Source organism: Streptomyces sp. NPDC027663 (genome assembly GCF_055566415.1).
In genome coordinates, this window is record NZ_JBVHSK010000021.1 from 106,438 (window position 1) to 126,588 (window position 20,151).

Below are 20,151 nucleotides of genomic sequence, written 5' to 3' on the forward strand. Positions count from 1 at the left end.
CTGCTGAAGTCCGCTGCCTGCGCTGCCACTGCGGGCACTTGGTGGAACTGTGCCGGGGAGCCGGCGACGGATGGGCCGACGGCCATGCGGTCTCCGGCCGGCTCACCGCTCACCTACGTCGGCGCAAGCGGTGAAACCAACGAGGGCCGGCCGAATCAAGACCGTGCCGCGCCGTTGCGCGCAGGTGGGTGATGCTCTCGAAGACGCGTGGCCCGACCTCGGACGCGCCGGGCCGAAGCACTTCTTCGGCGTGGGTCAGAACGGCCAGTGCCTCGTCCGCCCGTCCCGCGGCGATCAGAGCGGTGCCCAGACCGAGCCGGGCCAGCGCGTGGCCGCGGGGATCCGCTAGCTCCTGCCACACGGCGACGGCCTCGCGCTGAGCGTCCACGGCTTCCGCGGTCTGCCGTGCCTCCAGCAAGGCGTCCGCCAAGTCGTCCAGGGTCTGGGCAAGGAGAAGCAGCTGCCCGCGGGCACGACGGCGTGATGCCGCCTCCTGGAGCGCAGTCACGCCTTCCGGCGCACGACCGCAGTTGACCAGGCTGTTGCCCCAGATGGCCGCTGCCGACAGCGCTTCCTCCGTGCGAGCTCTGTGTTCGCCCACGACGTCGCGGAGCCTTGCCTCCACTTCGGCGCGCCGGTCCTGTCCATCCACCGCGGTGACCAAAGTGTCCAGGGCAGCCAGTTCATCGCGCGCGTGCTCCACACCGAAGACGGACAGGCGATGCGCACGGCGCGCTGTCTGCCAGAACGCGGTGAGGGACGTGGCCTCCTTGATCGGCGCTTCGAGCTCTGCCTGCAACGCCGCCCCTTGCTTCAGCATCGAACAGGCCTCCATGAAGCAGTGGGCGCGAGCGAGCGCGACGCCCCGGAAGTGAAGCGATACGGCCCAGGGCGCCTGGTATTCGGGACGCACTGGACCGCGGGTCATGAGGTCGTACCACTGGCCGTCGTCCACGTAGATGGTGCTCGCCGCTCGGTAGGCGGCCGCGGCCTGCACATGGCGGTGGGCACCGAGCAGAGCCGCACCGCGCATGTCGTGTGCCATGGCGAGGACGAACCGGTAGGCCACCGGGTCGCCGAGCAGCACCCGGTACGTGCCCTGGGAATCCGCCCGCTCTTCTTCGGGTGGCCGACGGCTCAATTGCGCATACGCCGTTTCCGCGTCCCCCAGCACGGTGTCGGCGTCCTCGAAGCGTCCGAGCTGTGTGAGGACGTGGCCGCAGCCGCGCAGGGCCCAGGCCCGTGCGTGACGGTCGCCGAGTGCTTCGGCGACCGTGATGCAGTGACGGGCCAGGGAGAGTGTCTCGTAGGGGCGGTCGGCGCAAGCCACGTGCGGGAGGACGGAGCGGGCGGCGGACAGGGTGCGGGGGTCGGCAGGGTCGGCCGCCGCGAGGAGCAGGGCCATCAGGTTCTCGTGGTCCTTGTGCAGCAAGTGGTCCGCGTCCCGGGCGCCGGCCATGCCGCCCTGCGCTTCCTGTCGGTCGAACGACTCGCACACGGCGAGAAGTTCCGCCTCCCGCTCGTAGGCGTCCAGGTGGCGGGAGACCCCGAAGGAGTGCCACGAGGCGGGGCGCGGCCCGGAGCGCCGCAGCAGGCACATGCGGACCAGCGGATGCATGACGTACCGGACCGTGTCGCCTTGCCCCCGCGTCGGTTTGACCAGACCGGCGCGGACGAATCCCTGTACCACGCTGGGCAGCGCCGCCAGCGTCCCGCCCCACGCCGCGAGTTGCAGGAATCCGTGATCGGGGCCGGGGTGGAGGGCCATGCGGGAGGCCAGCTGGGCATCCTGCTCGGGCAAGCAGGAGAGGACGAGATCCACACACGCGTTCACCGCGGCCTCGGCCCGTCCGCCGGGCTCGCCACGAGCGGACGTACGGCAGGGTGCTGCCACATGCGCGAACGAGCGCCCGTTGTCCAACGCCAGTGCTCCTGCAGCCAGCTCGGCCGCAAGCGGTATTCCGTCGCACATGGTGGCCAGGGCGGCGACGTCCTCCGGCGGGGCCCCGCGCCGCCCGGCACGCGCCGCGACAGCAGTGATCAACTCCGCTGTACGCGGGGCGGGGAGAGGAGTCAGTTCGGCGACGGCGAAAGGGGCGACGGAATCGAGCCGGATGCGCGTGGTCGCGAGGATTCGATGTCCGGTGCCGGGCGGCACCAACTCCAGTAGCGGGGCCGTTTCCGCGACATCGTCGAGGATGAACAGGATGCTTTCGCCCACCGTGTCCTGGCGGGTCAGCCACCGACGCAGAAAGGATGTCTTCTCCTGCTCGGTCAGTCTTGTACCGCTGGGCACGAGCCGTAAGGCCCGCAGTACAGCGCTCGCCGCCTGTGCCGTCGTCATCTGTCCCTCGTCGCAACTCCCGCGTGCTTCCAGGAACAGGACACCGCCGGCGAACCAGCCGGGTCGGGACAGCGCGAGCCGGGCGACAGTACGGGCCATTGCGGTCTTGCCCAGACCGCCAGGGCCGTGCAGAAGGCAGCCGGGGGCAGACGAGTCCGGTGCCAGCAGTTCCAGCAGTGCCGTCGTCTCCTCGGCACGTCCGACAAGGCCATCCTCCGGCCCCGTTTCCAGGGGCCGCAGCACGTGCACCCGCGGCTCCGCCCAGCGCTCGTGCACCTTCACGGCTTTCCCTCCTCGTCAGCGGCCCGGCTCCGTGGGAGTCTGCGCCGTTGGCTCAGCTGTTCCGCGGGGCGTAGCTGACCCGGAACGGCCTGCCGTCGTCCTCCACGGTCACGGTGTGCGTCTCACCCCGGCTGACCACCTCCAGTTCCAGATGCCAGTCGACGCACTGGCTGCCGGTATAGGACATGATCTGGAAGACCTCGGGTTCCGTCTGGGCCACCACGTACGGGAAGTCCGGTGAGCCCTGTGGAACGGGCCGAGGCTCGTCGGCGTCGAGGTCCACGAGGAATTTCCGAGGCGACAGCGGTGCCTGCTGAGGGCCCGGAGCCAGGGCCACCGCAGGCTGTCGCCCGTCCACAACGACGTTGAGCCGCCGCAGCACCACCGCGTGCTGCACGAGCGCCTCGACGCTCATCTCCAAGTAGCCGCAGTACACGCGCCTTCGAGTGCCGTCTTCACTCGTCAGAGTGAGTTCCTGGTGGGTGAAGACCGTCTGCACGGCGATCGGGGACGAGCCGCCCAGTATCACTTCCCGCCCCTTGCCGACACCCGCCGTCACCAGGCGCTGCACGGTCCCGGTGATCGCTGCGGTCAGTCCCGCGACCACGGCCGTCCAGCCGAGCGCGGAGATTCCCGGCGCCAGGAACAGCAGCGCGACGCCGAGACCGGTGCCGAGGCACAACACACCGAGACGGACGGCAAGTGAGCCGGTGCGACGACCGGTTGACCGTGAGGCTCTCTCGGGCATCAGCACGTCGCCTACTGTGACACGACTCGAAGCGGATGGAGTACGGAAGGTACGCCACGCCTCGAACGATCTCGTCCGGCGCGATCTCCTCAGGCTCGGTCGAGAGGGCGGACCCGCCGACCGTTCCGATGATGGGGTGTCAACCCCTCTGCGGCCCGTCGGCGAGTCGGTGACGGGTCTGCTCGCCTTACAGCAGTACGTTCCGAGGCCGTCGGACACGACAGGGACCGCCCGAGTGCCCGGCTCGGCCCCTCCGCAGCACCTTCTGTGGCCCAGCCGAGGGTACGTTCCGACTGCCTCCTCAGTGGCTGTCAGGACTTCCTTCCCCCGCCCCGGACCTTCCTCCGTTGCCTCGTCCTTTGTCCGCAAGCGCGGGTTGTCCCTGTCAAGACGGCCGGCAGAAGGGTGTCGATGGGCAGAGTTACCGTCATGTGTGCAGCGTGGCCGTGCGGCAGGCTCGTCGGCATGGGCTGACGGTCTGGAGGATGAATGCCATCCTCCGCGTCCAGGACGACGAATGCGCCGTGTGCGGCGAGCATCCTGGCGACGCTGGCATGGAGGGCGTGTCGTTCTGGCGTATCGACCACGACCATGCTTGTTGCGACGGCCCGTCCTCGTGCGGAAGGTGTGTGAGGAGCTTGCTGCGCAAGGAGTGCAACCTTCACGGCATCTCCTGGTGTCGGAGGAGGCCAAGGTCAGCGTGGCCGAAGCCCGTCGAAGACCACCTCGAAGATCCGTTCCCGGGCCGTCGCGTCTGCTGCGAGCTGCTCTGTCGCGGTGCAGGTGCCGACGATCAGGGCGATCAGTTCCGGTAGGCCCACCTCGCGACGGACCGCCCCGGCTCGCTGCGCCGCTGCCAGGAGTTCGGCCAGCTGGGCCCGCATTACCGTGGTCGACTCCAGCAGGGACGTGTGCATGTCCACCCCGGCCGCGGCGAGTGCCCGGGCGAACTCCTCCTTGCCCGCGGACTGCTCCACCACCATGCGGAAGCAGGCGAAGAAGGCCTCGGCAGGCTCGGCCGCGGCGGCCAGTTGCGCGGTCTTGGCCGCGATCGTCTCAAGCCTGCGCACCACTACCGCCTCCAGCAGCGCCTCCTTGGTCGGGAAGTGTCGGAAGAGAGTGCCGACCCCGAGACCGGCGGCGTGAGCGATCTCCTCCGTCGAAACGCCGATGCCGCGGGTGGTGAACACCTGCGTGGCGATGTCCAGCAGCTTGGCCCGGTTGCGGGCCGCGTCCGCCCGCAACGGCCGCTCAGAAGCGCCGCTCACCGCAATCCCCTCCCGTCCAGGACGGACGCATCCTCGACAACCGGAGTGTCTAGTCCGTATCGTTCAACCGGAGTCACTAGTCCGATTCTAGTGGCACATTCCGATGGGGGTTGATCATGTCCGAAACGGTGTCGCCGCGCGAGGTCTTCCTCAAGCTGCTGGGGGGCATCACCGCGGGGCGGTTCTCTGAGCTGGCCGAACTCTATGCCGAGGACGCCGTGGTGGAGACCGTCTTCGAGCCGGTCGGACCGCGCCGCATCGAGGGGCGGAGCGCGATCGACGAGCGGTTCACGGCAGTCGCCGCGCGTTCCCCCCTGGAGCTGGCCGCGACGAACGTGGTGATCCGGGAGACGGACGACCCCGAAGTGGTCGTCGCCGAGTGGGACTACCAGGTGCACCACCGGGTCACCGGACGGACCTTCGAGTCCGCCAACATCCAGGTGCTGCGCGTCCGCGACGGCCTGATCGTCCGCAGCCGGGACTTCCACGACCACCTGGCGCTCATCGTGGCCGGGGGCGCCCTGCCCCAGCTTGTGACGGCACTGGAAGGCCAGTAGAGGACGCGGCTGCCCGGCTGTCACCACCTGCCAGGCAGCCCGGTCGGCGGGCAGTGCCCCACGCTCCGACTCTGATGCGCAAGGCGCTGACTGAAGTACCAGGCACGGTAGGCGGCCACCGAAGGCGAGACTGGAGTCGCCGGCCCCCGGCTTCGGAAGTCAGGGGACTGGACGGACCGGGCCCTTGGCCAAGGGGACTGGACGGACCGGGCCCTTGGCCAAGGGGGCTGGACGGACCGGGCCCTTGGTCAAGGGGACTGGACGGACCGGGCCCTTGGTCAAGAGGACTGGATGGACAGGGCCCTTGGTCAAGGGAGGGCTGGACGGAGCGGGTCCTCGGTCGAGGCGTCGGCGGGACGGACTTGTACAACCGGCCTCCGACACCGCGCTGTTGGCCGGTATTCGTTCAAACGGTCAGGCGTCCCGGCTTGTCCTCCACCCCCGCTCCCTCGCCCGCCCACGTCGTCGATCCCGCCGGCGGCTGCCCGCACGCCCTGAACGCCGACCTGCGTGCCCGGGGGCCCGTTGCGGACATCGTCCTGCCCGGCGGGGTGCCCGCAGCGGTCGTCCTGGGACACGACGCGCTCAAGGAGTTCCTCTCCCACCCCGACGTGGCCAACCACCAGCTCGCCATTTATGTGGGCTACCTGGGCCTGCACGTTCGGGTTCGGGCCGCCGGGACCGGCTTCGACGAGGACGAGTGCGCGTACGAGGTGGGGGTGGGCGGCGGCGGTGAGCAGGGCGGTGTGGCCGCCCAGCGACTGCCCCGCCAGGACGGGCCGGTGCAAGTCGAGCTGTTCTAGGACGGCGACGACGTCGGCTACGTAGGCGGCGCGGCTCACCTCGCTCGGGCGGCGTTCGCTGGCGCCGTGGCCGCGCTGGTCGACGGCGACGACCCGGTAGCCCGGACTCAGGGCCTGGGCGAGGGCGTCCCATTCGCCGGCGTGTCCGGCGAGGCCGTGCAGCAGGACGACGGGCGGCCCCGAGCCGCCCCAGTCGCGGCAGGACAGACGGACACCCTTGCGTTCCACGGTGCGTTCGGACCAGGTTCTCCGGTCCCCCTTTGGGGCTGGTGGTGCGGTGGCGTTCATCAGAAGCGGAACATCTCCGCGAACCGGCTGAGCAAAGCGGGATCTCCTTCCAGGCGCACGCTGCCCTCGGAGACTGCTTCGGCAGGGGTCTTGCTGCCGCTCATCAGTTCCATGATCGCCTTGTCGGCAAGCCTTTCGATGACGAGGTCCGGGGCCGGGTGCGTGCCGATGCCAACAGCCAGTTCGCCATCGGTGACCTGCAGGCGGATGGTGAAGTCGCCCATGCGGACTTCAAAGCCGATGGCGCCGCCCTGCGCCGCTTCGGACCGGTAGGTGGTGCGGAAGGACATGGCCACCGACTCCGCGGTGATGGCCTCGCCGGGGCGGGGCGCCGTCATCGTCCGGGCGCCCCAGCGCCCTAGCGCGATCAGCGCGGGTTCGAGATCACGTCCGTAGTCAGTGAGTTCGTAAACGACTGCGCGCGCGGGGTGAGACAACGCCCGGCGGGTCGCCAGCCCGGCCTCTTCGAGCTGCTTGAGGCGGGTCGACAGGACGTTGGTGGGAATGGCGGGCAGGCCGTTGCGCAGGTCCGTATAGCGCTGGGGTCCGCTGAGCAGGTTGCGGACGATCAGCATGGCCCACCGTTCGCCAACCATCTCCATCGCGCGGGCCAGGCCGCAGAACTGTCCGTACTCGCGAGTCGCCATGATGCACATTGTAATGCAAGGTGCTGTTGACAAAGTTCACTTGCAAAAGACAAGCTTACTTCTCGTTCGGATGTCGCCGGTTCGGCGAAGGACTCTCACGAGGAGTGATCACATGGCAGCAGGACGCAAGATCGTGGCCGGACTGTTCGTCTCGCTGGACGGCGTCGTGGAAGGCCCGGAGAAGTGGGGCATGCCCTACAACACCGGTGAGGCGGCCGAGGCGGTGACGCGGCTGTTCGACGATGCCGACACCGCTCTGCTGGGCCGCAGTACCTATGAGATGTGGGGTTCGTTCTTCCCGCACGTCACCAGCGAGCAGGTGCCCACTGCCGACTGGCTGAACGCCGCGCCGAAGTACGTCGTCTCCTCCACTCTCACCGAGGTCGGTCAGTGGCAGGGCAGCCGTCTGATCACGGGCGACGACATCGTCGGCCAGATCCGGGCCCTCAAGCAGCAGCCCGGCGGCAACATCAACGTCGGCGGCAGCATCACTCTCGTCCAGTGGCTCATGAGCAACGGCCTGCTGGACGACCTATACCTGCAGATCGCCCCCGTCATCGCCGGCACCGGCCGCACCCTCGCCGACGGCGAGCAGATCCCCTTGCACCTGGCAGCCACGCGAGCCTTCGCCAACGGTGTCATCGAAGCCCACTACACCCCCAGCCCCGCTGACCCGCCAGATCGTTCAGTCCACCCGCGACCAGGAAAGACCTCCGCATGTCCCAGACGCTCAACCCCCCGGCCGCCCTCGACGTGAGCCCGGTCCGCCCGGTGCCACGACTCCTGCCGGCCGCTGGCATCGCAGCAGGCCCGCTCTTCCTCGCAGCGGGCCTGGCCCAGGGCCTGACCCGGGACAGGTTCGACTTCACCCGCAACGCCCTCAGCCAGCTCAGCCTCGGCAGCCTCGGCTGGATCCAGGTCACCGTCTTCCTGCTCACCGGCCTGCTGGTGATCGGCGGCGCGATCGCGATACGCCGGACACTGGGCGATGCACCCGGCGGCACCTGGTCGCCCCGGCTGCTCGGTGTGTTCGGCGCCTCGTTCCTCCTCGCCGGGGTCTTCCGCGCCGATCCGGGGGCCGGGTTCCCTGCCGGCGCCCCGGAGGACCGGGTCGCCTCACTGAGTGCTCACGGCACCGTCCACATGCTCAGCGGCACGGTCGGCTACTTCGCGCTGTGCGCCGCGTTCCTCGTGCTCGCCCGGCACTTCGCTGCCCGCCGTCAGCGCGGCTGGGCCCTCGCCTGCCGCCTCGTGCCGGTGGGAGTCCTCGCCGGATTCGCGGGCTCCTCCGTCACCGTCCTGGCCTTCACGGCCGGAGCGGGACTCGGCCTCCTCTGGCTCACCGCCGTGTCGGCCCGGCTTCTCACCGCCGCGCCGACAACACAGCGGTAAGCACGCCGCTGCGGCTTGCAGGCCAGGCGAAAGCAAAGCGATGATCCAAGATCACTACGCACGGATAGACGGGACACTGCGACATGACTGAACCGGTGAAGGGCCCTGCCAGCTACTTCCCTTCGATCGAGAAGAAGTACGGCCGCCCGATCACGGAGTGGAAAGACGCCATCAGGGCCTCGCCCCTGACCAAGCACATGGAACTTGTCTCCTGGCTCAAGACCGAGCACGGTCTGGGCCACGGCCATGCCAATGCGCTCGTCGCGCACACCCTCGCCGAGGACAGCAGACGGTGAACCGCACGTAATCCCGTACAGGGGGCAGACCAGCGGCTTCTCGCAGAATCATCCGTGGGAGGCCGCACTGCTTTTCCTGTCCGGTGCGGGCCGGTAACGGGCATGGCAACACCGGGCCCAGATCCCTCGGCCTGCGCGGCTTGTTCGCCTTGTCGCGTCCCATGAGCTGCTCAACGACCGGGCGCGTACCCGGAGACTCGGCCTGACCGCACTGCCGCCCGGCCTGGCCCGTCAGGCTGCCGTGCCGAACCCTTCGGCGCGCAGGTCCTGGTCGTGGAGCTGGGTGAAGTCGACGTCGAGTTTCGGGTCGTACGCCTCGGGCTGGATGCCGAGTTCGTGGGTGGAGTACTCGCCGAACCGGTTGATGTGCTCGGTCAGGTAGGGCGAGATGTGGGCCAGGTCCTCCGGGTCGATCTCCCAGCCCTCCTCCAGCAGCTGGCGCACGATCTCCGCGATGTCCAGGGCGTTGTGGAAGATCACCGCGTTCGTGAGCAGCGCGTTGAACCTCGCCGAACAGGGCGTTGATGTGCACGTACTCGCTCTGCTTGGTCGGCCGGTAGAAGGTCAGTTCCTTCCAGTTCCTGATCCTGGGCATCAGATCGAAACCTAGCAGTGGGCGAGCGCGAAGACCGAGAAGCTCCGGCCCTGCGTATCGGCGTGCACGGTGGTCGGCTGCACCTCGGACGTGTTCTTCAGCAGGCCCTCGATGATGTAGACGGCCTCCCACACCCCGCATGGGATGAAGTGAGTGAACAGCGCGATGTAGGTGTCCGAGACGTGGTGGTAGGCGATGCCGCCCGGCTTGCCGTACCGCACCGAGGTCTCGGAGAGCAGGTTGTCGAGGTAGGTGTCCATGTGGGTGCCGTCCGCCGCCACCGCGGTCCCGTCGCCCCACGCCTGCGAGATGTCCAGGCGGGCGTGCGCGTTGACCAGGCCGGAGACTGCCTCGTTCGGCAGCACGATGGAGAAGTGCCGGTTGGCGACGTACGACAGCTCGTGCCCGCTCACGCCGGGGATGTGCCGGGCGGCCTCGTAGGGGCCCATGTTGGTGCCCTTCACGAGCGTCGTGATGACGTACCGGCCGAACGGATCGTCCAGCTTGGGCTCGTTGCCGGACGGCGGACCGAAGCGGCGCCACCACTGCACCCAGTACGCGGTCCGGGCCACGATCCCCGTCAGGGAACGCTCCGGCATCCTCGCCTTGATCTCCTGCTCCAGCCGCTTCGCCGAGGGCCGCTGTTCCTCCGCCCGGTACGCCTTCAGCGACGGGATACCCGTCTCCGGGTCGATGACCAGTCCCTCGTTCTCCGGGTACCCGGCATCCGCCGCCGCGGCAGCATTCCTCAGCTTGTCCCAGCTGCCGGCGGAAGAACTTCGCGTCGAACTCGGCGCTCTCGCCCTCCTCGGCGAGGCCAACCTCCACCAGGTAGGACCCCAGCGTCTCCTGGACGACCTCCCACGCCGGCAGCTGCTCGGAATCCGCTTCATCCGCGCAGGTTATCCGCGCCACGCCGACGGCCGCACGGCCCCATTTCCTTCCTCGGCTCCCCGAACCATCGGCGGCGAACGCGTCTTGTCCACGGAGGTGCACCGCCTGAGACACCTTGGGTCTGAGACACCCGTACAGGTCACGTAACGCCGTCCAGCCTCGCCTCTCCGGTAACTGCGCGAGGGCCGCCACCCGGATCTCTGGAAACGACGCGGTCACGTCTGTCTCTTGCCGGGAGCGCAGCAGCACCCGCCCGCCTCTGTGCATGGCGAGCTGGGCACGGAAGCCGCCCCACTTCGGCGTACCGCGTTGTTCCTTATCCCTGCGCGGTCGAGCGCGAGCGGTGGCGTGTCACCAGCCGGCCCGCATCAGCAGGGTCAGTGACATATGCCCCTGCCTCCATGGAAGTAACTCATATTTTATGTGCTTGTAGGGCGGAAGTAAGGGAATCCGGTGTCCAGGAGGTCGATAACAATGGTTCCCCTGCTTCTGGTTCTTCTGCTGGCTCTGATCCTCTTCGGTGCGGGCTTCGCACTGAAGGCGCTGTGGTGGATCGCGGTGATCGTGCTCATCGTGTGGCTGCTGGGCTTCGTCGTCCGTTCCGCAGACAGCGGAGGCCGCAAGGGCCGCTGGTACCGCTGGTAGGCGAAGGCGCCCAGCGCGAGGGACGCGACACGCGCGAAGGACAAGTGGGGCCCGGCCGGACACGGCCGGGCCCCACAGGCGTGCAGACACGCCCTGTCGAGGTGGTTGGGAGGGATCGGGCTTATCGGACGCATCGCAGGGTACGTGAGCAGTGCAGCGGTCTCGCGGAATCAGCAGTGGAACCCTGCGCCTCCTATTTCTGCGGGGCCGCTGCACCCGGCGCCGGCGCCACGACGGGCTGATTTCGGGGCGCCCGAACCGGTTGGTCGGCCATTGAGGCCGTCGCTTTCGGGTGCATGTGCCGCGTGGGGCGTGGGTGTTCCGGAGACGGGTGAAGTCCGCGCTGACTACTGAACTGTCGCTTTGTCAGGTGTATGCGGCGTTGGCCAGGTGCGGTCAGTTTCATCGCGTCGCTGATGCAGGTTCGTTGAGTGTTGCTACGCGCTGCTTCCGGATTTGGTGGGGTGGTTGAGCCAGTACAGGGCGGTGTCCAGGTCGCGTGAGGTCCAGTTGCGAAACGGGGACGGGGCCGCAGTGAGGAGCTGGTCGATCGTTTCGATGTAGCGACTGTAGCGGCCGGGTGCGTGACTGAGGGTGATGCCGAGAGTGTGCAGTGCGCTGTGGGCTCGTCGGTCGTAGATGGCCATGCGGTCCGGTGCGGCTGCTGTGAGGACGGCGGAGGCGAGGGCGTCACCGGTGCGGAAGCCTGGTAGTGAGGCCAGTGCTGCTCGGCCGGCTTGTGCTGACGCGCTGCGGCTGAGAGCGGTGTCCCTGGCGGCGGTCGTCGCGGCGGCGGTGACGCGGCGGACCTCGACGTCCGCGAGCGCCATGAGATCGGCGGCCCAGGGAGTATCGGCTCTGAGTCGCTTCCACATCAGCAGTGCTCCGATGTCGGCTTTGCCGATGTCCCCGCTGACGCATGCGCGTTGTGCCACGTGTTGCAGCGTCTCGTCGTAGTACGGACTGACGGTGTCGGTGTAGGACTGGCGGGCGGCGGCGAGGCGCTGCCATTGCTCGCGTGCGAGGGCGAACGGGTTGTCTGTCACTGCTTGCTGCTCCGTCCGGGCGGGAGGCGTGGGGCGAGTGGTGATCAGCCGCTGCGGGCACCCAGCGACTCGCGAAGGAGGCGTGTCCCCGTGAACGTGGCCTCGACGCGGGCGCCGTCGCTGAAGCAGCCGGTTCGTGGACGACCCCCGCGAGGCGGTGCACGACGCCGGCACTTCGGTCGTGGAGGTCATGCAGACTCTGGCCACCACCTTCGCCCAGCACAAGAAGGAGCTGGAGAGCCAGTGCGGGCGAAGGCGAAACGGCCGACACGGAGCAACTGCGCGGGGCACTGCGTTGTCACAGGCCTTTCTGGAGGCTCGGGGCCGGGTGGTGGCTCCCGGCCCCAGCCGTGTCCACTCAGGGGCAGTGCTCGCCGTACTTGACCGCGTTCAGCTCGACCGGCTGCCCGCCCAGCTGCGTCCCGGCGGCCGGCTTCTGTGAGCACACCTGCCAGTTCGACTCGATGAGCACCATGCGGCTGACGCCGGTCGCGTCGTTCACGGTGACCGAGGTGCTGCTGTCCAGCGCCTGGCGGGCGGCCTTCACGCTCTTGCCGCGGAAGTCGGGCATGGTCCCGCCGGCCGCCGCCGGTGCGGTGTGGTCGTGGGCGGGACACTTCTCGGCCAGCTTCACTGCGCCGAAGTTCAGCTCTGTGTTCGTGGCCGCGACAGTGCCGGCCTTCACGCTCTGGGAACAGACCTTCCAGTCGCGGTCGAGGATCTGCATGCGGGCGCGGCCGAGGGAGTCGTGCGACGCGAGGCTGTAGAACCCGGCCGTCTGGGCGGTGTCCTGGGCGGACTGCAGGCCCATGCCGACGAAGTTCGGGACGGCCTTCTTGGTGACGGTGCCGGTCTTGCTCACGGAGTTCGAGCCGGTGCTGGTGGTCGCGGCGCTGCCGCCGTTGCCTGTCGTGGCCTTGCAGGCGGTGGCCGTACTGAGGATGGCGACAGCGGTGGCAGCGCAGGCGAGTGCTGTGCGGTTCATGGATCCCCCCATGTGCAGGTGGTGCGTTGAAGGGGTGAGCGTAAGACGACAGCGCGGTGCGTGTGGGGCGCGTCACAGGTCTGTGACCGGATCGAGTGGTGCGGGCACGGTGGAGGCCCCCGGCCCTCAGCGGGCAAGGTCGCGGACTTCGGTTTCCTGTCCGGCCCCATGAACCTGGGGCAGTGATCGCATGAGCGGCCGGCTGAGCTGGGTCGGCCTGGTGTCCAGCACCAGTTGCTGCCCTCGGCCTCCTGTTGTGAGGCGGAGCAGCTCACCCCGGCCGGCGACCTGGTCCCGGCCGGCGACATCGGCGGCGACGCCTACGACTACGTCCTCGATCAGGACGCCCTCTACCTGTCGATCACCGAGTCGATGGGGCATGACATGGCCTCCGCGATGCTGGCCACGCTGACCGTGAGCGCCCTGCGCTGTGCTCGGAGCGCCGGCCGCGGCATTCTCGACCAGGCATACGCCGCTCATCAGGCGATCACCCGTCACGGCCGCGGCATGACCACCGGCCAGCTGTTGCGCATCGAACGGGAAACCGCCGCCTGCGAGCTGGTCAACGCCGGCCATCCCTGGTCCCTGCGGCCGCGCGGCGGGAGGGGGCGGGCGGGGCAGTACGGGTCGGCCCAACCCGCTCCTGCCCCGGCCGCACGCACACGAGGGGGAGTGGCGAGGCCGCCCCTGCCCCGTCGTGGATGGCCTTCGCGGACGGGGAAGTGTGCGTTCGCTGCGGTGGGGGCATAGCTGTGGATCGTGTCGGATGAGCTGTGGGAACGGCGGATCGCCTCGCCCTGCCAGGTCCCCCTCTCGCCCCAGCCGCGCGCCGATGGGCCCGACTGTGGTCGAGTCGAAGCGCACGATGGTCCAGTCGGCGGTGCCTGCGACCAGTCGGGGCGGGATCCCTCAGCCGCGGCCGAAGGCGTAGGCGCGTTCCACGCGCGCGACTTCCACGCTGTAGGAGGAGTACCAGCGCTCGCGCCCGAGTCTCTGTGCTTCGAGGTGTTCGGGGTGTGCCTTCCAAGCCGCTATCGATGCGTCGTCGGTGTAGTAGAGGACGGTGAGGTCCCGGCCGTCCTCGTTCGTCAGCGACTCGCGGCCGAGATAGCCGGGCTGCGCCTCACCGAGTTCGGCCATACGCTCGCTCATCGCTGCGTAGCCTTCCAGATCCGCGGCCGGCTGGGTTGTGATGATCACTGCGTAGTACGGCGGTTCGGGACGGACGAACGAGGTGGTCATGTGAGGAGCCCTCCGTCGGTAAGGAGTATGTGACGCCAATGCTACTGACGTGATCACTCGGTGGCCATCGAGTGAGACGCCGAACAGTTGGTCCACCGCGGGTGGGTCGCCACCGTCGTCGGCAGACGTTCGGCGGCGTGGGGCCGAACGTCTGCCCATTGGTGCGTCCGGTCGCTGGGCCTGCTCATGCGAGGCTTGCTCGGGCGGTTGCGTGGAACTGCACGTACTCGATGGTTGCGCCGCCAGGGTGTCGCACGGTCAGGTTGCGGCCGGTGGGTACCTCGTTGGGGCCGTCGAGGATCTCCCCGCCGTGTTGCTCGGCGATGTGCAGGACCTGGTCGATGGACTCGACGATCGTGGTGGCGTGGGTGCCGCGGTAAGGGGCGAGGGCTTCCTCCGAACCTGCCAGAAGCAGATAGCCTCCGACGCTCGCGAGGTCCAGGCCACGATAGGAGAACCGCAAGCGTGGCTGCTCTCCCGTGAGTTCGACGAAGGTCGGCAATGCCACGTCCAGGTCGTCGACATAGACGCGGGCGAGGGTGGCGAGCACTGTCACTGCCGTCTCCTAGATCATTTCGTGTTTCCCGAAACATCGAAGCGATCTGCATACTACGGGTGGCACGTGGGCGAAGACGAGGAGGACCGGTGCGACAGCGCGACCATGAGGACCTGGACCTGGCTGTGGTGCTCCACGCCCTGGGCGATCCTGTCCGGTTGGCGCTGGTCCGCCGGATGGCCGAGGACGGCGAGAGCGCATGCAGCCCGAGCGGCCTGGACGTGCCCAGATCGACTCTGTCCAACCATTGGCGGATCCTGCGTGAAGCCGGCATCACTCAGACCCGGCAGGTCGGAAAAGCTCGTCTGATGACTCTGCGTCGCGCCGATCTAGACACGCGTTTCCCCGGACTTCTTGCCGCCGTGTTGAGCGAAAGCAGGCGATGAGGGCTGCAGCCATCAGCCCGGCCCGGTGAGGAGGGGAGCGCCGCCCGCCGTCCCAGCCGGTGGACGGCGGGGCCGGCACGCGTGCTTCAGACCATTGGGCAGTCGCGTGCTGTTCAGCGCGGGCTGAGGTGCCGACGAGGCGGCAGGAGGCTTTCTCGACCTCACGCGCCCGTGGATGGCCTTCTCGACCTCACGCCTCCACGGCCGGATCCTTGTGTCCCGGTGACGACGCTGCCGGGGAACAGAGCGGATGCCGCCGCTGTCACCCCAGTTGGTGGTCTGCGGCCCGGCGCAGTGATTCTTCCGCGATGGCGGACACCGCTGCCGGCTGCACGCGGGCCAGGACCTCGATCACCTCGGGCCAGTCGCCCATGGCGAGCGCTGGTGCGGCAAGCCTTCGCGCATCGATCTCCCTTGCGTGGGACGCGACCACTGCCAGTGCCCGCGCTCGCCGACTCGCCCCTTGGATCGAGCCGGCCAGAGTCTCCGCCCGAGCCGTCAGACCTGCCTCGGCCAGGTTCGCAACGACGCGATGCACTGCCTCGGCGCGCAGGTCCACATCGCCGAGACGGCGAGCGAGGGCTTCTGCCCGCTCGAGGTCGCCGGCACGGGCCAGCGCCTCGGCCACGGCCGCCTGAGCTTCGACGCGCAGCGCGGGCATGGCGATGGACTGGATCCATGCCTCGGCACGGTCGGCTGCCCCCACGGCGGCCCACGCCTCGGCCACCGCGATGATCGGCCCCGCGTTCACCATCTCATCCAGTGTGGCGACCAACTCACCCAAGGCGGCGATCAACTCCCTGTCCCGCGCAACAGCAGCGGCATCGGCAACCGCCGCCAACGCGTCTGCTCCATGCCCTGGATGCTTGACGGAGCGGGCCAACCGCTCGGCGCGGCCCACCTCGCCGCACTGTGCGAGCGCCCTCGCAGCCGCCGCCGTTGCCTTGGCCCGGTCCGCCCGCTCGTGCAGCTTCTTCAAAAGAGCTTCTGCCCTCTCGTACTCACCGATGCTGATCACGGCCTGAAGCAAGGGCAGCAGCGCGGTGGTGTCGTTCAGAGCGCCCTTGTTCGGTCGATCCCCGGTGTGCCCGGTGCGCAGCGCTTGCAGGCCCGCGCTCTCACGTCGGGCGATGCTTTCGAGCCAAGCGACCAATGTCAGGGCCCTGTCGTGATCGCCCGCAATTTCAGCTGCGCGGATCAGAACGGGCAGAGCGGGCACCGCCCAGGCGTCGTAGACCCTCTCAGTCTGTTCCGCCCGGTCAAGGAATTCGGTCGCCCGCATGGGATCGCCGGAATCGGCGGCGGCCTCGGCCAGCAAAGCCCAGGTCCGGAGACGGTCGTGGTGATAGGGGATCGACTCTGCAAGCGACCGGGCATGCTCGTACTCACCGTTCTCGGCACGGATCCGCGCGAGCGCTCCCACCGCCTTCGCCAGCCACGGCCGGTTGCCGATCGCATCCGTCAGCGACACGGCAGTGTCGAAATCACCGCCGGCAGCGGTCCGGCGTATGACGGCGAGCCACGCCTGCCCTCGCCCCTCCTTCGTAGTAAGCAGGCTGACCACGCGTGATGCCAGTTGAGGTTCCGACATGCGAGCCAGCACCGTTGCCAAGGCGACGACATCAGAGGGGTGTTCGTCGCCCGCCGGCCGAGCGCGCGCGGCAGCACGAGCGACAGTGACCAGATCCGTGGAACGGGAGGAGCAACACAGCTCTTTCGCGTCAGGTGCACTGCCGAAGCCGATGCCGGCAGCCCTGACAGCCACTCTCATGGTCCGGATGTCCCGGCTCACCCAACGCCCCCTGTCCCGTTGCACGGCCCTTCTGCGTTGCCTGTCCGGCCCTGGCCTGCCGCCAGTATGCCTGCAACAGCAGCGCGAACAGGCCCGGCGCGTCATCGATCGCCAACACCTCCAACTGCCGCGCCGTCGCAATGGTCCGGGCGCGGACGGAGCAAGAACGCGCCGTCGGTGAGGAGGGCCCGCGGGATGCGCCGGATGGCTCGGACGCGTCGGACGGTGTGGTGGAAGCCCCGGAAAATGTACGGCTGGTGGAACTTTGAGGTGACCGCTCGGGACAAGTCCGGGACGGTGCTCTTGCGTAAGGGGCCCCGGACCGTCGGGCTGGTCAGGTCCCGGAGCAGAGGCCGTTGTACGGAGCTGGCGCTATAACCCGCCAGACCTCCAATGAAAGCCTGCGGCGAGGTCGCAGTAACACTCGGGCGCGCGGCCCGGCGGGCTCCCGGCCGTTGCTCGGCGGGGAGCCCGGATTCACCTGTACCCGCAGGTCACGGCCGGGTCAGGTGTCGGTCGAACAGAGGGACCGCTCGGTGTGAGTGGTTGAGCCGGGCCATGAGCTCGCGGTTGGCGGCGCGGACGGCGGCGAGGTCGTTGTCGCGGTCCTGGATCTTGATTCCAGGTGGATCACCTGTTGTTGAGGGTGGTGATCCGCGCTTTGAACTGTTCGGTGTCCTGAGGCACCGATGCCGGATTCGCGCTAGACCTGCTCGCCCAGGCCTCGCTGAGGCGGGCTTCGAGGCGTCTGACCTGGGCGGCGAGGCGAGCGCTGCGGGCGTCGGCGGCGAGCAGGTCGGCTTGCAGGGAGGTCCGGCTGACGGCAGGACCGCGGCCGCCGGGGACGGTGGGTGGCTCGGAGGCCTGGGCGTGCACCTGGGCGAGGAAGTCGCGCAGGCGGTAGAGGAAGGTGCGGTCGACGCCCTCACCGCGGGCGATCGCCACGATGCTGACCTGTGAACCGTCCTTCGCGGCCTCGGCCAGGGCCGCGAGGACGCGATGACGTCGGCGGGCGGTGCCGGCAGCTGGACGACATGCTGGTGGAGGAGGAAGGCCCGAGGGGCGAGCAGCTGCCAGTGCGGCCAGCGTGCAGGATGGTCGAGGCTTTCCAAGTGAGTGCTGGTGCGGTTGATGAGGTGACGAGCTGTTGCCTCGGGCCGGCTGCCGGATTGTGCGCGAACGGCGTCGCGGACGAGTGGGTGCAGGTGTAGTACTGGCACTGCGGTGGGTCGTGTGTTCAGTTGAACGAGGGGGATGCCGACCGGCTGGGGGCATCGGGCGGCAGCCGACGTGGTTAGGTCGTTCCGGTGATCCTTTGCCTTGGTCGTATTGCGATTCGACCCCGGGTGGTAGTGCAGGCAAGTGAGCATTCCGCCGCCGCCAGCGCCCCCGCCCGGCCCTCTGCGCGGGGTACCTGCGGCCAGTCCACCGCCTCGGCCTTGGTGGCGCACGATTCCCGCGATCATCGGTGTCGTCCTGGCCGTTGCGGCTGCTGCAGTCGCGTTCGCGGTCTATCTCAACGGCAGAAAAGGTGTCGGATCGCCAAGTGTCGGCTCGTCCACGGAGGCGCAGGATTTGGCTGGGCGAGTGACACTGACACCCGCGGACTGGGGTCCAGGGTTTCAACGGAGCGATCCGTACGAGGACGACACCATGTCTGCGGAGAACACTGATCAAAACTGCAGATTGGTGATGCAGCCGATCCTCAATGCTTTCGGGACTTTGTCGCGCAGTGTCCAAGCGCAGGACGCGTCAGTATACGCCACGTCCACGCTGATTGTTTATCGGTCTGACGACTTCGCCCAGGCAGCTGTTGCCAGATGGCGCGACGACGCGACGCGCTGCAAGACGGAGCGCGACAGCGCGAACAGGGTGGCGTGGGACAAAATTCACCCCGTCGAGGTTCCGAAACCAAAGGGCCTCGATGACGTAGTGGCGGAAGAAGGCCACTCGCCTGTCGACGAGAAGGGCGGGGCGGCGGACACTTATTACACCTACATCACCGGCCGCAAAGGGCCGTTCCTGGTGCAGTTGTTCATCGCACGAGGTGGCACTCAGGTGCAGAACCGTGAGCAGGCGCTCAATGCTCTGTCGCTCATGGCGAGCCGCCTCACTGACGGATGAAAGGCGAATGCGGGCGTCGCGCTCGATTCGGTAATTCCCTCGCCTACTGAAACCGGTCGTCCTGGGCATGCAGATCATCCCGGGAGAGACATGCCAATCCCAACCATGAGGAGCCCAGAAGTTGTATGGAACCCGACCATGCAAAAGTAGAAGCGACACTCCCAGGCGCTGCATACAGCCCAGACGTCTCGCACGACCCCTGCCAGGACTGACACCTGCCAATCCACACTGCCTATTAGGGGTATGCCGCCCGCAAAAACCGCGCCTACCTGCGCCGCGGCGGGATCGGCTGCACCATCCCGGACAAGGCCGACCAGGCGCGCAACCGCCAGAAGCGCGGTTCCCGCGGCGGCCGGCCGCCGCTTTTCGACCCGGCCGACTACCGCGAGCGCCATGCGGTCGAGTGCGGGATCAACCGACTTAAAAAGGCACAGGGCAGTGGCCACGAGGTACGACAAGTTCTCCGTCCGCTACGAGGCGACGGTGCTGGTCGCAGCCGTGAACGAGTGGCTGTGACCAGCACCGTCGCAACGGCCCTCAGACGACGTCGAATTCGTTGCCCTCGGGGTCCTGCATGGCGGCGGCGTAGCGCCCCATGTCCGGCTCATCCTTGATCCGCAGCACGGTGGCACCGACTTTGACCAGCCGTTCCACCGTAGCCTTGACCCGCTGTGTGCGGACGTCCAGTGGGACGTCCCGGCCCCCACCGACCTTCAGGTCGAAGTGCCACCGGTTCTTGGCGACCTTCGGCTCCGGAACCTGCTGGAACCACATCCTCGGTCCACGTCCCGCGGGATCGATGATCGACTCCGGAATATCCCCGGCACCGGCCGGCAACTCTGCCTCGGGCACCCCCACCGCCGCCCAGTAAGCACGCCACGTGGCGTGCCCGCCCGGCGGAGGCTCAGGCACGTAGCCCAGGGCCTCGGCCCAGAAAGTCACCATTCTCTGCGGATCGGAGCAGTCGATCGTCAGCTGCACTGTCATCTCCATGCTCGGAGCATCCCAGGCAGGACTGACAGACGATCCACTTTCGAAACAGGCCCTAAGAGGTCGTTTTCACCTGGACTGTCCGTGTATCCGGGGTTTTTCGGACGGTCGGGTTGTGGTGCCGGTGCTGCTGGAGATGCGGGGTGATTCTTGCTGGTCAGGTGGGGTGGCAGGTGAGGCGGGAAGTGGCTTGTGCCTGTCTCATCCCAGGATGTCCGGGCTAGGCGGCCGCGTGCTTCCGTTGTCGTCGCTGTGCGCCTGGGCGCACTCG

General features: G+C 68.3%; 21 protein-coding genes and 3 pseudogenes. 10 read left to right on the plus strand and 14 right to left on the minus strand.

Features of this window, described 5'->3' with window-relative positions:
* Positions 1-109: 109 nt before the first annotated feature.
* Positions 110-2,626: an AAA family ATPase gene (locus ACZ4SF_RS35030; protein WP_468392576.1), complete on the minus strand. Its 2,517-nt coding sequence runs from the start codon at positions 2,624-2,626 to the stop codon at positions 110-112.
* Positions 2,627-2,678: 52 nt separating this feature from the next.
* On the minus strand, positions 2,679-3,380 hold the full coding sequence (locus ACZ4SF_RS35035; RefSeq protein WP_468392578.1) for a hypothetical protein: 702 nt from the start codon (positions 3,378-3,380) through the stop codon (positions 2,679-2,681).
* 440 nt (positions 3,381-3,820) lie between these two features.
* On the opposite strand from ACZ4SF_RS35035, the gene ACZ4SF_RS35040 reads away from it, so the two are divergent.
* Positions 3,821-4,189 (plus strand): endonuclease domain-containing protein, encoded by a 369-nt coding sequence (locus ACZ4SF_RS35040; RefSeq protein ID WP_468392613.1) that lies wholly within the window; start codon positions 3,821-3,823, stop codon positions 4,187-4,189.
* Here ACZ4SF_RS35040 and ACZ4SF_RS35045 read toward each other — a convergent pair.
* Positions 4,070-4,642, minus strand: a complete 573-nt coding sequence (locus tag ACZ4SF_RS35045) for a TetR/AcrR family transcriptional regulator (RefSeq protein WP_468392580.1) — start codon at positions 4,640-4,642, stop codon at positions 4,070-4,072. The two genes, ACZ4SF_RS35040 and ACZ4SF_RS35045, sit on opposite strands and share 120 nt — an antisense overlap.
* A gap of 116 nt (positions 4,643-4,758) precedes the next feature.
* Between ACZ4SF_RS35045 and ACZ4SF_RS35050 the strand changes: the two genes are divergently transcribed.
* The gene (locus tag ACZ4SF_RS35050; RefSeq protein WP_468392582.1) at positions 4,759-5,199 is read left to right on the plus strand and encodes a nuclear transport factor 2 family protein; all 441 of its coding nucleotides are present in this window, start codon (positions 4,759-4,761) and stop codon (positions 5,197-5,199) included.
* Positions 5,200-5,507: 308 nt separating this feature from the next.
* Here the strand turns inward: ACZ4SF_RS35050 and ACZ4SF_RS35055 are convergent, their stop codons facing one another.
* Together ACZ4SF_RS35055 and ACZ4SF_RS35060 are read right to left on the minus strand one after the other, a co-directional pair.
* Positions 5,508-6,290: an alpha/beta fold hydrolase gene (locus ACZ4SF_RS35055; protein WP_468392583.1), complete on the minus strand. Its 783-nt coding sequence runs from the start codon at positions 6,288-6,290 to the stop codon at positions 5,508-5,510.
* The gene (locus ACZ4SF_RS35060) at positions 6,290-6,937 is read right to left on the minus strand and encodes a winged helix-turn-helix transcriptional regulator (RefSeq protein ID WP_468392585.1); all 648 of its coding nucleotides are present in this window, start codon (positions 6,935-6,937) and stop codon (positions 6,290-6,292) included. The genes ACZ4SF_RS35055 and ACZ4SF_RS35060 overlap by 1 nt, the downstream gene beginning before the upstream one ends.
* A 112-nt stretch (positions 6,938-7,049) precedes the next feature.
* On the opposite strand from ACZ4SF_RS35060, the gene ACZ4SF_RS35065 reads away from it, so the two are divergent.
* The 3 genes from ACZ4SF_RS35065 (at position 7,050) to ACZ4SF_RS35075 (ending at position 8,625) form a co-directional block, all read left to right on the plus strand.
* On the plus strand, positions 7,050-7,694 hold the full coding sequence (locus ACZ4SF_RS35065) for a dihydrofolate reductase family protein (RefSeq protein ID WP_468392587.1): 645 nt from the start codon (positions 7,050-7,052) through the stop codon (positions 7,692-7,694).
* A complete protein-coding gene (locus ACZ4SF_RS35070) occupies positions 7,655-8,329 on the plus strand; it encodes a DUF998 domain-containing protein (RefSeq protein ID WP_468392589.1) in 675 nt (224 codons plus the stop codon). The genes ACZ4SF_RS35065 and ACZ4SF_RS35070 overlap by 40 nt, the downstream gene beginning before the upstream one ends.
* An 83-nt stretch (positions 8,330-8,412) precedes the next feature.
* Positions 8,413-8,625 carry a DUF4287 domain-containing protein gene (locus ACZ4SF_RS35075; RefSeq protein ID WP_468392591.1) on the plus strand — a complete coding sequence of 71 codons (213 nt, stop codon included), beginning with the start codon at positions 8,413-8,415 and terminating at the stop codon, positions 8,623-8,625.
* Positions 8,626-8,856: 231 nt separating this feature from the next.
* Here ACZ4SF_RS35075 and ACZ4SF_RS35080 read toward each other — a convergent pair whose 3' ends face one another.
* Both ACZ4SF_RS35080 and ACZ4SF_RS35085 read right to left on the minus strand, forming a co-directional pair.
* A complete protein-coding gene (locus ACZ4SF_RS35080; RefSeq protein WP_468392593.1) occupies positions 8,857-9,105 on the minus strand; it encodes a Tn3 family transposase in 249 nt (82 codons plus the stop codon).
* 85 nt (positions 9,106-9,190) lie between these two features.
* Positions 9,191-10,113: pseudogene (locus ACZ4SF_RS35085) on the minus strand (Tn3 family transposase); the annotation flags it as partial.
* 475 nt (positions 10,114-10,588) lie between these two features.
* Between ACZ4SF_RS35085 and ACZ4SF_RS35090 the strand changes: the two are divergent.
* Complete coding sequence (locus tag ACZ4SF_RS35090) at positions 10,589-10,759, plus strand: DUF5670 family protein (protein WP_037661814.1); 171 nt, start codon at positions 10,589-10,591, stop codon at positions 10,757-10,759.
* 437 nt (positions 10,760-11,196) lie between these two features.
* On the opposite strand, the gene ACZ4SF_RS35095 is transcribed toward ACZ4SF_RS35090, so the two are convergent.
* Both ACZ4SF_RS35095 and ACZ4SF_RS35100 read right to left on the minus strand, forming a co-directional pair.
* Positions 11,197-11,805, minus strand: coding sequence for a hypothetical protein (locus tag ACZ4SF_RS35095; RefSeq protein WP_468392595.1), 609 nt, complete (start codon positions 11,803-11,805; stop codon positions 11,197-11,199).
* Between the two features lie 358 nt (positions 11,806-12,163).
* Positions 12,164-12,790: a PASTA domain-containing protein gene (locus ACZ4SF_RS35100; RefSeq protein ID WP_468392597.1), complete on the minus strand. Its 627-nt coding sequence runs from the start codon at positions 12,788-12,790 to the stop codon at positions 12,164-12,166.
* A gap of 222 nt (positions 12,791-13,012) precedes the next feature.
* Here ACZ4SF_RS35100 and ACZ4SF_RS35105 point away from each other — a divergent pair.
* Positions 13,013-13,393: pseudogene (locus ACZ4SF_RS35105) on the plus strand (SpoIIE family protein phosphatase); the annotation flags it as partial.
* A 306-nt stretch (positions 13,394-13,699) separates the two neighbouring features.
* On the opposite strand, the gene ACZ4SF_RS35110 reads toward ACZ4SF_RS35105, so the two are convergent.
* Together ACZ4SF_RS35110 and ACZ4SF_RS35115 are read right to left on the minus strand one after the other, a co-directional pair.
* On the minus strand, positions 13,700-14,032 hold the full coding sequence (locus tag ACZ4SF_RS35110; protein ID WP_468392599.1) for an antibiotic biosynthesis monooxygenase family protein: 333 nt from the start codon (positions 14,030-14,032) through the stop codon (positions 13,700-13,702).
* 184 nt (positions 14,033-14,216) lie between these two features.
* Entirely contained in the window at positions 14,217-14,588 is a 372-nt protein-coding gene (locus ACZ4SF_RS35115) for a VOC family protein (protein ID WP_468392601.1), read from the minus strand.
* Between the two features lie 89 nt (positions 14,589-14,677).
* Here ACZ4SF_RS35115 and ACZ4SF_RS35120 point away from each other — a divergent pair, with 89 nt between their 5' ends.
* Complete coding sequence (locus ACZ4SF_RS35120) at positions 14,678-14,974, plus strand: ArsR/SmtB family transcription factor (RefSeq protein ID WP_468392603.1); 297 nt, start codon at positions 14,678-14,680, stop codon at positions 14,972-14,974.
* 262 nt (positions 14,975-15,236) lie between these two features.
* Here the strand turns inward: ACZ4SF_RS35120 and ACZ4SF_RS35125 are convergent, their stop codons facing one another.
* Positions 15,237-16,766, minus strand: coding sequence for a tetratricopeptide repeat protein (locus ACZ4SF_RS35125; RefSeq protein ID WP_468392605.1), 1,530 nt, complete (start codon positions 16,764-16,766; stop codon positions 15,237-15,239).
* Positions 16,767-17,396: 630 nt separating this feature from the next.
* The gene (locus tag ACZ4SF_RS35130; protein WP_468392607.1) at positions 17,397-17,711 is read right to left on the minus strand and encodes a hypothetical protein; all 315 of its coding nucleotides are present in this window, start codon (positions 17,709-17,711) and stop codon (positions 17,397-17,399) included.
* A gap of 708 nt (positions 17,712-18,419) precedes the next feature.
* Between ACZ4SF_RS35130 and ACZ4SF_RS35135 the strand changes: the two genes are divergently transcribed.
* Together ACZ4SF_RS35135 and ACZ4SF_RS35140 are read left to right on the plus strand one after the other, a co-directional pair.
* On the plus strand, positions 18,420-18,890 hold the full coding sequence (locus tag ACZ4SF_RS35135; protein ID WP_468392609.1) for a hypothetical protein: 471 nt from the start codon (positions 18,420-18,422) through the stop codon (positions 18,888-18,890).
* Between the two features lie 242 nt (positions 18,891-19,132).
* Positions 19,133-19,406: pseudogene (locus ACZ4SF_RS35140) on the plus strand (IS5 family transposase); the annotation flags it as partial.
* Between the two features lie 21 nt (positions 19,407-19,427).
* Here the strand turns inward: ACZ4SF_RS35140 and ACZ4SF_RS35145 are convergent.
* Entirely contained in the window at positions 19,428-19,883 is a 456-nt protein-coding gene (locus ACZ4SF_RS35145) for a VOC family protein (RefSeq protein ID WP_468392611.1), read from the minus strand.
* Positions 19,884-20,151: the final 268 nt, after the last annotated feature.